The organism is Microbacterium schleiferi, assembly GCF_038150145.1.
GTDB classification, from domain to species: Bacteria; Actinomycetota; Actinomycetes; order Actinomycetales; family Microbacteriaceae; genus Microbacterium; species Microbacterium schleiferi_B.
In genome coordinates this window covers 87,584-98,888 of sequence record NZ_JBBWSA010000007.1, presented here as the reverse complement: position 1 = coordinate 98,888, position 11,305 = coordinate 87,584, and the positions used below count along the sequence as shown (strand labels likewise).

Here is an 11,305-nt window from a genome sequence, read left to right as displayed (position 1 = left end):
TCACCCGGCTTCCCGGACAGATAGGGCTTCCCGAACAGATAGGGCTTCCCTAACAGATAGGGCTTCCCGAACTGACAAGACCTCCCGAACCGACAACGCCTCCCGCTCACTTGCGCCGCGCACTGCGGGAGAAGTCCCTCGAGCAGCGTCGACCACCCCTCCAGGAGCCGGGAGCAGCACGGGTCCTCGTCGGGGGGTCGACAGCCGCCGACTTGCCACTGTGACGGTGACCTCTCGCGCATCCAGATATCCGTGCCCGCGACCGAGCCCGCTCCAGCCCGGGTCGCTCACCGACAGCGACGCTTCGGCCTGCGGCCACGGGCCCTGCACGAGCAGCACACCATCTCGATCGCGCAGGCGTGCCGCGAATCGGGCGGCATCGGCATCCGACACCCGCCCCGGCGGGCGCACCGCAACCACGGGCAGAACCTCGGCGACCGTCGCCGCCACCGCGAGCCACCGCGAGCCCGGGTCGGGAATCATCACGAGCCGCGACAGATCCACCCCGAGCCGCTCGGCGGCCTCGGCGCCCAGGTGCGGCATCCCGACGACCCCGCACCAGGAGCCCGCCTGCGAAGGCGGCGCGAGCAGGGCGAGCAGGAGCGAGACGGATGCCGAACCCGGAGCAAGCGTGTACACCGACCCGGGTCGCAAGCCGCCACCGGGAAGGAGTCGCGACAGCGCCGGATAGGCCGGCAAGGCCGGAGCATCCAGGGATCGACCCTGCACCTGCTCGACCTTCGCGCGGAGGCGATGCACCTCGGCCAGCCGGTCACGGACGTCGGCGATGGCCTCCGCGCGCTGTGCTCCCATGATCGCCCTCACTCCCACAGGTTAGAACGCATGTTCTAATGCGTCAATGCGATGAGAGCACGATACGTGAGGCATCCGACATCTGAACCTCAGGTACGTCGGAGCTTATCTCTTCCGTCGGAGGATCCAGTCCAAATGATCCGACAGAACCGGATCCCTCCGACATAACGATCAAGAATAGATACTTTGTTCTAACCTTGAAGGCAGGGTTGAAGGTTCAGACCTCAGGCCGGGATGATCTCGGCAGTGGTGGCGATACGCGCGAAGCCGCCACCCTGCAGCACGAGTGCCGTTCCGGCCATGAGCTCAGCCGCCGACCGGCGCACGACACCGAGCCCCGGGATCTCTTCTTCGAGATCGAACGTGCGCGTCGCATCCAGCACGACGGTCACGTCGTAGCCGAGGTTCCCCGCCATCCGAGCGGTGGTTTCAACGCACATGTTGGTCTGGATGCCGCACAGCACGAGCTCATCGATCCCCCGCTCCTGCAGACACCCATGCAGGTCGGGCTCGCCATAGAACGCAGAGTTCACGTTCTTGGTCACCAGCACCGCGGCATCCGCGTTCGCCACGGCATCAACCAGCGCGTTGCCTGGGTTGGATGGATGCAACGGAGATTCGGGATGCCGAGAGTCGTGCCGTACGACAACCACCGGCTCCCCCGCGAAAGCGTCGATCAGTCGTGCGACATTCGCCTCGCAGTCGGGATTTGCCGTCGGACCCCAGAAGTCGAGGTCATCGAAGCCCCGCTGCATATCGATCACCACGAGCGCGCGCGTCATGATCACATCCCACCACGCCGCGTCGACACCGAACCGACGCAGTCAGATCTTGGCCGAAATCAGCGGATTCTCGTCTGACATGGACGAAACACCCTCACCGTGGCATGTGCTCTGTGAACCCGCCACCGGCGGATCCTCGACGATAGGAGAGTGCCCATGGACGATCTCGACGAGAAGCTGCGGCACGCTCGCGTGAACACCGACGATCCTGCGATCGTCGCGGCGGTGACCGCGCTCGCGGCAGAACGCACACGCCCCACGCCGCGACGCCGTCGCATCCTCGGACCCGCCATCGGCGTCGGCGCAGCACTCGTGCTCGTCGGCGGCGGCGCAATGGCGGCTGGCGGCTGGGCGCCCTGGAACATCACCGATCCGGACATCTCGTTCACCCGCACGTGGACGGATGTCAATGGCAACTTCATCGGCACCTGCGAGACGCGCTTCAAGTCCGATCAGTTCCCGACACAGGAAATCCAAGATGCCGCTCGCGCGTACCTTGCCGATCTAGACATCGCAAATATGGCGCCGGACGCCGAGCACGTCGCAGCGCGGCTTCTCCAGCTCGATCGACCGGACGATCTCCCGACGCTGATCGCAGGAGCCAAAGTCTCGGACTACGACGTACGGCTCGTATATGGACCGCAGCCGGACCCCTCAGTGACGGACGCTGAGGTCCTCCAAGAGAGTCTTGCCCTGAAGGTCTCCGGGGCACTCGCAGAGTCTCTGCTCGCCCGGTGGCCCTCCGAATTGTCCAATGGCGTGGAAAGCAGTAGCGAGACCCAGTGCTCGACCGATCCGACCGAGAGCCCCGCGCCGTGACCGATGACGACGCCCGCTCCGCGCTCACGGAGTACGCGCCGCGGATCCTTGCGTACTTCCTCCACCGGGTCGCGTCGAAAGAGGACGCCGCGGACCTGACGAGCGAAACACTCCTACAGGCGTGGCGCTCCCGCCGCCGGATGCCAGCCGCCATCGACGAAGCCCGCCTGTGGCTGTTCGGGGTGGCGCGTAACGTGCAGCGACACCACTGGCGCAGCATCCGCACCCGAGACGACCTGACCCGGCGCCTCATCGAGACGCTCGATCAGGCGCCGGCGGCGGGGGCGGATGCCGGGCTCGACGTGCGCCGTGCGGTCGAGTCCCTACCCGCAGCTCAGGCAGAACTCATCCGGCTCGTGCACTGGGACGATCTCACGATCGAGGATGCGGCGAGGCTGTTGCGGATTCCGGCGTCGACGGCGCGGAGTCGCTACTCGCGGGCGAAGGAACTGCTGCGCGAAGCCCTGCGGGAGCATCCACCTGAACCGGCACCTTCACCCGCATACTCGGGAGGATCTGGTCACTCGGGAGGACGGATGCAGCATCCGCGCCCTCCCGAGGAGCCATCCCCTCCCGAGGGTGCGCCCACCGCGGCGTCACCGCGCCCAGCACGATCCCGGTGAGCACGAGCACGAGCACGAGCCCCGCGACCTGCGTCACACCGAACGGCTCCCCCGCCAGGAAGACGCCCAGTGCCACGCCGGTCACGGGGTTGAGCAGCCCGACGAGGCCGACGGTCGCGGCGGGCAGGCGCCGCAGACCCGCGAACCAGACGGCGAAGGCAAGCGCTGTGGACACGAGCGAGAGATAGGCGAACCCGACGAGTGAGGTCGGCGTCAGCGCGGGCGGCGGGCCGCCGACGATCAGCGCGACCGGCAGCAGCATGAGCCCACCGGCGGTCAGCTGCCACGATGCCATCGTGAGCCCGGGGATCTCGTTGCCCCACCGGCCCGTCAGCACGAACCCGAGCGAGGACGAGATCATGCCGCCGAATGCGGCGACCAGCCCCCAGCCGTCGACCGGCTCCCCGCCCACACCGACCAGCAGCGCGACCCCGGCGAGCCCGATCCCCGCACCGATGGCCGCGAGCACACGCGGCCGCTGACGGCGCAGCATCCACGCCAGCAGCATCATGGCGGCAGCTGAGGCCGACATTACTGTCGCCGCAACGCTCGAGGGCAAGCGCTGGCCGGCGATGTAGACGAGCACGAAGAAGCCGCCGACGTTGAGGATGCCGAGCACCGCGGCGCGCCACCACCACGCTCCGTGTGGCAGGCGGCACGAGATCAGCAACAAGATCAGGCCCGCGGGCAGGGCACGAAACAGCGCACCCCACAGCGGAGCGTCGGCGGGCAGGAACTGCCGCGTGACGAAGTAGGTGCTTCCCCAGGCGATGGGGGCGATCGCGGTCAGCAAAAGCCACCGCCCGGATTTATCTTCCATGGAAGCTAATAAGGCCTTCCGTGGAAGATTTGTTCCCGTATCGTGAATCCATGGATGCCGCCTCCGACCGCGTCGCACAGATCCAGGCCGAGTGGCACCGCGAGCGCCCCGACATCGATACCTTCCCCCAGGGCGTCATCGGGCGTCTGCACCGCATCGGACTGCTCCTGGACCGCCGCCTGGACGAGGTCTACGCGAGCTTCGGCCTGAGTTCCGCGGAGTTCGATATCCTCGCGACCCTGCGACGGGCCGGCGCTCCCTACCAGCGCCGTGCGGGCGAGCTTGCCGACCACACCATGGTCACCAGCGGCGGCCTCACCAAACGCGTCGATCGCCTGATCGCCCGCGGCCTCGTCGAGCGCCGACCCGAGGCATCCGATGCGCGCGGCAGGCTCATCGGCCTGACGGATGCCGGACTCGCCCTGATCGACGAGGCATTCACGGCGCACATGGCCGGCGAGCACCGGATCATCGAGGAACTGGGGGCGGATGCCGAAACACTCGAGCCGATCCTGCGCCGCTGGCTCGGCATCCTGGAGCAGCCCGCGTAAGAGTCAGGCAGCGAGCGCGAGATAGGGCTCCCACGACGGGTCGGTGCGATCGGTCCCCCGCACCGTCCACTGCGCTCCGCGCGGCGCCCCGGGCGTCAGACGCAACTCCCACCCCATCTCCTGGGGTGTGCGGTCGCTCTTGAGGTTGTTGCACTTGAGGCAGCACGCCACGAGGTTCTCCCACGAGTCAACGCCGCCTCGCGAGCGGGGCAAGATGTGGTCGATCGTGGATGCGGACCTGCCGCAGTATCCGCAGCGATGCGCATCACGGCGTAGCACCCCGCGACGGGTCACCGGAATCGTGCGTCCGCCGGGAACCCGAACGTAGCGGCTGAGCAGGATGACTGCGGGCCGATCGTGCGCACCATCCGTCCCCCAGACCGGATCCTCCGGGATGTGCTCGATGACGGTGGCTTTCTCGTTCATGACGAGCACGAGCGCCCGCTTGAACGACACGACGGCCAGCGGTTCGTAGCCCGCATTCAACACCAGAGTGCGCATTGCTGTCCTCTCGAACGGCCCGAGACGGCTTCCCGGGATTCTTCGACGTTCGACGTGGTCAGAGGGCGTAAGGCATGAAAAAAGGCGCTGTCTCTACAGACAGCGCCCTGGAACCACAGCGAAGCTGCGGTGTCCGAGAACATGATGCCGAAGGACGAGGCGCCCCAGTGCAACCGTGGTTCGGCTGCGCGGTGTGCTGCCCATCGGACTCTCTCCCGTTCTCTTACACGTCGCGACCAGGGTAATGCACCTCACAGCGCCCGAGGCGCAACGGCGGTGAACGGAACGTAGCGTGTCGAAGAACGGACAGCTGGTCAGCCAGCGTTGGCCTGCAGCCACGCCATGGGGTCGACGAGCGCGCCGCCGACTCGCACCTCGAAGTGCAGGTGCGTCGTGGTTGCCGAACCGGTCTGACCCATCAGACCGATCATCTGACCGGCAGACACTGTCTGGCCAGCCTCGACGGTACGGCTTCCCCACATCATGTGCGCATAGAGCGTGGTCACGACCTGACCACCAATGACCGAGTCGATCACGACGGCGTTTCCGTAGCCGCCGAGGCCATCCTGCGCGGCGCGTACGATGCCGTCCGCCGCTGCGAAGATCGGCGTTCCGCCCGAGTTGAGCATGTCGAGGCCATTGTGGTTCGGACGCGTCGGGGTGCGGAATCCGTTGATCGCCCAGTCGCTGTGGAAGCTCGCAACGGGCCAGCGCACAGCACCCGAGCCCGGCGCCACCATGTTGATGTTGACGGATGCGGAACTGGAAGCGAGCGACGCTGCGGAACGAGCTGCTGCGGCCGCCGCTTCTTCGGCTTTCTTCTTCTCGATCTCTTCGGGCGTCGTCGCCGAGTAGCTCTCCCGGTTGAGGTCAGTCGTCGTCGCATCGGACGCGATCACGATCGACTGAGCGTCACCTTCGGCAACCTGCTGCAGGGTGACTGACTCGTCGGTCTGTTGGAAGGCGCCATACGCCGGCAGGGCGACAGTGGCCACGAGACCACCGACGATCGCGAGGGTGGCGATGTTCCGGACCGGGCCTCGGGGGCTGGCCTTGGGGCCCTTTCGTGCGGGGCGGGCCACGGATGCCGCGGGTGTGGGCTTTACTGCGGGCTTGTCCACGCCTCCGCGACGGATGCGAGCAAGACGCGAAGTTTTCCTGGTCGTCGCGCCCTCGGCATCCACCGGGGTCGAATCGTTCTCTTCAGCCAACTAAGTCCTCCGGCGCCTCTGCGCCGGAGCGCCGGCTCGTCACGTTTCGGTGCGGAAGCTGCGCTCCGCTCGATCACGGGTTCACCGTTCGAATGACGAGCCGCGAGGCAATTCGATCGGGGTCCGAGGTCGTGCTGGACTCGCTCGGACTGTACGAGGCTACCCGAAGGTAACGAACATGTCACGCTGGCGGCCGGAGATAACCCGTGATCGCGCGGTGTGGAGGAACGGATGTCGCCCCTCGGGCCCCGTCGTCACGCGTGGTCGTCGACGAGGAAGATGTGACCGGCTACCTCGACAGGCAGCTCAAGGCCTTCGTCGGAACCGTCCATCTCAACCAGGACGTATCCCTCGTTGTAGCGATAGCTCCCATGCGCCCCGGGGAGCACCCCGGCTCCCTTGAGCTGCTGCAGCAACTCGGGATCGACCTGGGCGGGTTCGGCGAGCCGACGGATCGTTCCCGTGATCGGCTCCCCGGCGGCGTCGAGCTTTCGAACGAGCCCGACCACACCGGACTCGAAGGTCAGTGCCGGGACGTCACCAAGCTGGTCGAGCCCGGGGATCGGGTTCCCGTAGGGCGATTCGGTGGGGTGATCGAGCAACTCGACGAGACGGCGCTCGACCTGTTCGCTCATGACGTGCTCCCACCGGCACGCCTCATCGTGCACGTAAGCCCAGTCGAGTCCGATGACGTCGGAGAGCAGCCGCTCGGCGAGGCGGTGCTTGCGCATGACATCAATGGCCTTCTGGCGTCCGAGGTCGGTGAGCTCAAGGCTCCGATCCTCGGTGACGACGACCAGACCGTCCCGCTCCATGCGTCCGACCGTCTGCGAAACCGTCGGCCCGGAGTGCCCGAGTCGCTCGGAGATCCGCGCCCGAAGCGGAGTAATGTTCTCTTCTTCGAGCTCGAGGATCGTGCGAAGGTACATCTCCGTCGTGTCGATGAGATCAGTCATGCGGGATCCTCGTGTCTGCATCCTCGTGGGGGTAAGACGAGCCTAGCCTTTTCCCCGGCCCCCGGTCCGGGCCTCCCTCGGCGCAACCCTAGAATCAGGACATGGTCGAGTTGCCCCGAGAACTGCTTCCCGCTGACGGCCGATTCGGCTGCGGACCCTCGAAGGTCCGTGGCGCTCAGCTCGAGGCTCTCGTCACGCGTGGGGCCTCTCTGCTGGGAACGTCGCACCGACAGGCCCCGATCAAGAACCTCGTCGGGAGCACCCGCGAAGGGCTGGCCGAGCTGCTACGCGCACCCGAGGGGTACGAGGTCATCCTCGGTAACGGCGGATCGACAGCATTCTGGGATGCCGCAGCATTCGGCCTCATCGAGCGTCGCAGCCAGCATCTGGCATTCGGGGAGTTCGGTTCGAAGTTCGCCGCCGCCGCGAAAGCACCGTGGCTGGAGGCACCGGATGTCCGCAAGACCGAGCCGGGCACCGGCGGTGTCTCCGAACCGGTCGAGGGTGTGGATGTCTACGCGTGGCCGCACAACGAGACCTCGACGGGCGTTTCTGCTCCCATCGCCCGCGTCACCGCTGACTCTGGTGCGCTGACAGTCATCGATGCGACGAGCGCCGCGGGTGGCATCGACTTCGACGCCGCCCAGGCCGATGTCTACTACTTCGCGCCGCAGAAGAACCTCGGCTCCGACGGTGGGCTCTGGTACGCCCTGGTCTCTCCGGCAGCGATCGAACGGATCGAGCGGATCGCGGCATCCGACCGCTACATCCCCGAGTTCCTGAGCCTGAAGAACGCGATCGACAACTCGCGACTGAACCAGACTCTCAACACCCCGGCGGTAGCAACCCTCCTCATGCTCGATGAGCAGGTGCGGTGGATCCTCGACAACGGCGGACTCGCCTGGGCCGGGGCCAAGACCGCTGCCACGTCGGCGGCGCTGTACGCGTGGGCCGAGGCAACGGCGTACACGACGCCGTTCGTCACGAACCCCGCTGACCGCTCGCCTGTCGTCGTCACGATCGACTTCGACGAGAGCGTGGATGCCGCAGCCATCGCCAAGAGCCTGCGCGAGAACGGCATCGTCGACACCGAGCCGTACCGCAAGCTCGGGCGCAATCAGCTGCGCATTGCGACCTTCGTTTCCATCGAGGAGGACGACGTGCGCCGGCTCATCGGGGCGATCGAATACACCGCCGACCGACTCTAGGGCGCCCCCGCCCAGACTCGCGACGAGCGTGGCCCCACCTGGCGTCCAGCAGCGCCCCGATACACTGCCTCGTGCCCGAAACCCTGCTGAACCCTGGCCGCGATGCCGAGCAGCCGGCATCCATCGATCCGGTCGAACTCGAGATCGCACTGCGCGTCATCAACGCCGCTTCCTCGCTTGACCCCGAAGACCCGGCCTACATCGCCCTACGCCACCAGACCAGCAAGCTCTACAAGGACGTCAAGCGGCAATCGCGCAAAGAGAAGCGCAAGCGCATCGCCGAGGCCGACCGCACGGTCGTCGCTGCCACCGCGACAGGCGCCCCCGACCGTATCGACGACGAGACGCGCGGCATCCCGCTCGCTGCCCGCACCTCGATGCCGTTCGCCGGCGAGCTGATCAAGGCACGCGCCTGCTACATCTGCAAGCAGGACTACACGCTCGTCGACGCCTTCTATCATCAGCTGTGCCCAGACTGCGCGTCGATGAGCCATGAGAAGCGCGATGCACGCACCGACCTCACCGGCAAACGCGCACTGCTCACCGGCGGCCGCGCCAAGATCGGGATGTACATCGCGCTGCGGTTGCTGCGCGATGGCGCCCACACCACGATCACCACGCGCTTCCCGCGCGACGCCGTGCGCCGCTTCTCGTCGCTGCCCGACAGCGCCGACTGGATCCACCGCCTCAAGATCGTCGGCATCGACCTGCGCGACCCCGCCCAGGTGATCGGCCTTGCTGACTCGGTGGCATCCGATGGTCCGCTCGAGATCCTCATCAACAACGCAGCCCAGACCGTGCGTCGCTCACCGGGGGCCTACAGACCCCTGGTGGAGGCCGAGCTTGCCCCGCTTCCCGATGGACCTCTGCCTGAGCTCGTCACCTTCGGGCACACCAACGACGCCCATCCCCTCGCACTCGCGCAGTCGGTATCCGCACATCCGATCCTCGCTCCAGCCGCGCGCACGGCCGATGAACTCACCGCGGAGGCGCTGGCGGCCGGCTCCGCGTCGATCGAACGCCTGAAAACCGGCACCGCGATCGACGCAGGCGGACTCATCCCCGACGAGGACCGCATCAACAGTTGGACCCAGCACGTCGACCAGGTCGAGCCCCTCGAGATGCTCGAGGTGCAGCTGGCCAACATGACCGCGCCGTTCCTGCTCGTGAGCCGCCTGCGCTCGGCGATGGCTGCATCGAGCGCGAGACGGAAGTACATCGTCAACGTCTCCGCGATGGAGGGCGTGTTCGGCCGCGGCTACAAGGGCCCCGGCCACCCGCACACCAACATGGCCAAGGCCGCACTGAACATGCTCACCCGGACCAGCGCGCGCGAGATGTTCGAGACCGACGGCATCCTGATGACCGCGGTCGACACCGGCTGGATCACTGACGAGCGGCCGCACTTCACCAAGGTGCGCCTTGCTGAGGAGGGTTTCCATGCCCCGCTCGACCTCGTTGACGGGGCGGCGCGCGTGTACGACCCGATCGTGCGCGGCGAGGCCGGCGAAGACCTGTTCGGCATCTTCCTGAAGGACTACCGCAAGGGCTCCTGGTAGTCAGGCGGGCAGAAAGTACTCGCGGGCGAGCGGGGCAATCTCGATCCCGGATGCCGTGCCGGCGGTGACCCAGCGCAGCTCGGCGATCTCGGCAGCCGGTTCGGGCCGTTGATCGCCGATGTCGACGCGGAAAACGTCGGCGACGACCTCGAAGCCCGGTTCGTTGGCCGCACTCGCCGCGAAGCTGCCAAGCGCCTCCAAGGCGTCGGAGTCAACCCGGAGGCCCACCTCTTCGGCGAGCTCGCGCATGAGCGTCTCGGCCGGGGTCTCATTCGGCTCTGGCTTGCCACCGGGCTGCATGAACGCCGTCGTCCCGGCCTTGCGCACGAGCAGCAGCCGCCCTTCGGCGTCAGTGATCACCGCGGCCGAGACATGAATGCGGCGCGGGGCAATGGCATCCGAAGTCATCCCCGCAGGTTAGTCCTCGTCACCGTTGTCGAGGTCACCGCTGTCGAGGTCACCGCTGTCGAGATCGTCGTTCGAGTCGTCATCGAGCTCATCGATATCGACACCGTCGACGTCTCCGCTGTGCAGGAGCCGCGACCCGTCCTCGTCGAAGTCGTCGGCATCAAGATCATCGACATCATCGAGGTCGTCGTCCTCGTCGTCGGTGTCCTCGTCCTCGTCGGCCTCGTCGGAGTCGTCATCCTCATCACCGGATGCCGTCTCGGCAGCAAGCGCCGCCTGAGCAGCCTGGTAATCAGCCAGGCGCACCGCCCACGGCACCCATTCCGGTGCGAGCAGCGCCTCGTCGCCGGGCAGCAGCTCAGCCTCAAGAACGGTGGGTTCTTCTTCGTCGACCCGCGCGACGCTCACCGTCCAGAACCACCCCGGGTAGCCTCGCAGCGTCGTCTCGAACCGGAGCGAGACGACGCCGTCGGGCTCGACGGTGTAGCCGGCTGCGGGGCCGACGGTGGCCGCCGGAGTGATCTCGTGCAGCGCCGCCAGGGCGAGGTCGTGTGCGGCAACCAGCGTCGGGTCAGGCGTCGAGCTCATCGGCCACCTTGCGCAGCACGGCGGCGACCTTCGCACCGTGTGCACCGCTCGGGTAGCGACCGCGTCGCAGGTCCCCGCCCACACCGTCGAGCAGCTTCACGAGATCCTCGATGATGATCGCCATGTCGTCGGCGGGCTTGCGGGAGCGCTTGGCGAGGCTGGCGGGCGCTTCGAGCACCCGCACTGACAGCGCCTGCGGGCCGCGCTTTCCGTCGGCGATACCGAATTCGAGGCGCGTGCCAGCCTTCACCGTCGCCCCAGCGGGCAGCGCGGTGGCATGAAGGAAGACATCCTGTCCTTCGTCGGAGGAGATGAAGCCGAAGCCCTTTTCCTCGTCGTAGAACCTGACCTTGCCGGTGGGCATGGGAAACCTCGTTCTGAACGGCGCCGCAGCGGGGCGGCAGGAGTGACGCAGGGACCGATCGATCCCGCGGTTAAGCCTAGAGCACCGCGACGGAGTAGTCTG

13 protein-coding genes and 1 pseudogene are annotated in these 11,305 nt (G+C 67.0%); 5 read left to right on the top strand and 9 right to left on the bottom strand.

The annotated features are described in order from the left end of the window. Positions 1-825: a hypothetical protein gene (locus tag AADH62_RS09655; protein WP_425355666.1), complete on the bottom strand. Its 825-nt coding sequence runs from the start codon at positions 823-825 to the stop codon at positions 1-3. 212 nt (positions 826-1,037) lie between these two features. After that, the gene (locus tag AADH62_RS09650; RefSeq protein WP_341579314.1) at positions 1,038-1,595 is read right to left on the bottom strand and encodes a cysteine hydrolase family protein; all 558 of its coding nucleotides are present in this window, start codon (positions 1,593-1,595) and stop codon (positions 1,038-1,040) included. Between the two features lie 156 nt (positions 1,596-1,751). On the opposite strand from AADH62_RS09650, the gene AADH62_RS09645 reads away from it, so the two are divergent. Beyond that, a complete protein-coding gene (locus AADH62_RS09645; RefSeq protein ID WP_341579313.1) occupies positions 1,752-2,414 on the top strand; it encodes a hypothetical protein in 663 nt (220 codons plus the stop codon). Then, a pseudogene (locus AADH62_RS09640) lies at positions 2,378-2,821 on the top strand (RNA polymerase sigma factor); the annotation flags it as partial. The gene AADH62_RS09645 and the pseudogene AADH62_RS09640, both read left to right, overlap by 37 nt. On the opposite strand, the gene AADH62_RS09635 reads toward AADH62_RS09640, so the two are convergent. Continuing rightward, positions 2,787-3,857, bottom strand: a complete 1,071-nt coding sequence (locus tag AADH62_RS09635) for an EamA family transporter (RefSeq protein WP_341579312.1) — start codon at positions 3,855-3,857, stop codon at positions 2,787-2,789. The pseudogene AADH62_RS09640 and the gene AADH62_RS09635 overlap by 35 nt on opposite strands. A gap of 50 nt (positions 3,858-3,907) precedes the next feature. On the opposite strand from AADH62_RS09635, the gene AADH62_RS09630 reads away from it, so the two are divergent. Further along, on the top strand, positions 3,908-4,408 hold the full coding sequence (locus tag AADH62_RS09630) for a MarR family winged helix-turn-helix transcriptional regulator (RefSeq protein ID WP_300590803.1): 501 nt from the start codon (positions 3,908-3,910) through the stop codon (positions 4,406-4,408). A 3-nt stretch (positions 4,409-4,411) separates the two neighbouring features. On the opposite strand, the gene AADH62_RS09625 is transcribed toward AADH62_RS09630, so the two are convergent. The 3 genes from AADH62_RS09625 to AADH62_RS09615 all read right to left on the bottom strand — a co-directional run bounded on the left by AADH62_RS09625 (position 4,412) and on the right by AADH62_RS09615 (position 7,076). Next, positions 4,412-4,909 carry an HNH endonuclease gene (locus AADH62_RS09625; RefSeq protein ID WP_341579311.1) on the bottom strand — a complete coding sequence of 166 codons (498 nt, stop codon included), beginning with the start codon at positions 4,907-4,909 and terminating at the stop codon, positions 4,412-4,414. A gap of 314 nt (positions 4,910-5,223) precedes the next feature. Beyond that, positions 5,224-6,120 carry a M23 family metallopeptidase gene (locus tag AADH62_RS09620; protein WP_341579310.1) on the bottom strand — a complete coding sequence of 299 codons (897 nt, stop codon included), beginning with the start codon at positions 6,118-6,120 and terminating at the stop codon, positions 5,224-5,226. Positions 6,121-6,374: 254 nt separating this feature from the next. After that, positions 6,375-7,076 (bottom strand): metal-dependent transcriptional regulator, encoded by a 702-nt coding sequence (locus AADH62_RS09615; RefSeq protein ID WP_341579309.1) that lies wholly within the window; start codon positions 7,074-7,076, stop codon positions 6,375-6,377. A gap of 101 nt (positions 7,077-7,177) precedes the next feature. Here AADH62_RS09615 and serC point away from each other — a divergent pair, with 101 nt between their 5' ends. Together serC and AADH62_RS09605 are read left to right on the top strand one after the other, a co-directional pair. Further along, positions 7,178-8,284, top strand: coding sequence for a phosphoserine transaminase (gene serC, locus AADH62_RS09610; RefSeq protein WP_341579308.1), 1,107 nt, complete (start codon positions 7,178-7,180; stop codon positions 8,282-8,284). A 71-nt stretch (positions 8,285-8,355) separates the two neighbouring features. Then, positions 8,356-9,843 (top strand): SDR family NAD(P)-dependent oxidoreductase, encoded by a 1,488-nt coding sequence (locus AADH62_RS09605; protein WP_341579307.1) that lies wholly within the window; start codon positions 8,356-8,358, stop codon positions 9,841-9,843. On the opposite strand, the gene AADH62_RS09600 is transcribed toward AADH62_RS09605, so the two are convergent. Genes AADH62_RS09600 through AADH62_RS09590 form a run of 3 tightly spaced genes read right to left on the bottom strand, consistent with a single transcriptional unit; the run spans position 9,844 to position 11,203 of the window. After that, positions 9,844-10,251 carry an NUDIX hydrolase gene (locus AADH62_RS09600; protein WP_341579306.1) on the bottom strand — a complete coding sequence of 136 codons (408 nt, stop codon included), beginning with the start codon at positions 10,249-10,251 and terminating at the stop codon, positions 9,844-9,846. Positions 10,252-10,260: 9 nt separating this feature from the next. After that, entirely contained in the window at positions 10,261-10,839 is a 579-nt protein-coding gene (locus AADH62_RS09595) for a DUF3027 domain-containing protein (RefSeq protein ID WP_341579305.1), read from the bottom strand. Continuing rightward, positions 10,823-11,203 carry a cold-shock protein gene (locus AADH62_RS09590; RefSeq protein WP_341579304.1) on the bottom strand — a complete coding sequence of 127 codons (381 nt, stop codon included), beginning with the start codon at positions 11,201-11,203 and terminating at the stop codon, positions 10,823-10,825. Before AADH62_RS09590 ends, AADH62_RS09595 begins: the two co-directional genes overlap by 17 nt. Positions 11,204-11,305: the final 102 nt, after the last annotated feature.

Coding starts and splice junctions, on each gene's coding strand:
- AADH62_RS09650 (WP_341579314.1), bottom strand. CDS start 1,595: ATGACGCGCGCGCTCGTGGTGATCGATATGCAGCGGGGCTTCGATGAC.
- AADH62_RS09645 (WP_341579313.1), top strand. CDS start 1,752: ATGGACGATCTCGACGAGAAGCTGCGGCACGCTCGCGTGAACACCGAC.
- AADH62_RS09635 (WP_341579312.1), bottom strand. CDS start 3,857: ATGGAAGATAAATCCGGGCGGTGGCTTTTGCTGACCGCGATCGCCCCC.
- AADH62_RS09630 (WP_300590803.1), top strand. CDS start 3,908: ATGGATGCCGCCTCCGACCGCGTCGCACAGATCCAGGCCGAGTGGCAC.
- AADH62_RS09625 (WP_341579311.1), bottom strand. CDS start 4,909: ATGCGCACTCTGGTGTTGAATGCGGGCTACGAACCGCTGGCCGTCGTG.
- AADH62_RS09615 (WP_341579309.1), bottom strand. CDS start 7,076: ATGACTGATCTCATCGACACGACGGAGATGTACCTTCGCACGATCCTC.
- serC (WP_341579308.1), top strand. CDS start 7,178: ATGGTCGAGTTGCCCCGAGAACTGCTTCCCGCTGACGGCCGATTCGGC.
- AADH62_RS09600 (WP_341579306.1), bottom strand. CDS start 10,251: ATGACTTCGGATGCCATTGCCCCGCGCCGCATTCATGTCTCGGCCGCG.
- AADH62_RS09595 (WP_341579305.1), bottom strand. CDS start 10,839: ATGAGCTCGACGCCTGACCCGACGCTGGTTGCCGCACACGACCTCGCC.
- AADH62_RS09590 (WP_341579304.1), bottom strand. CDS start 11,203: ATGCCCACCGGCAAGGTCAGGTTCTACGACGAGGAAAAGGGCTTCGGC.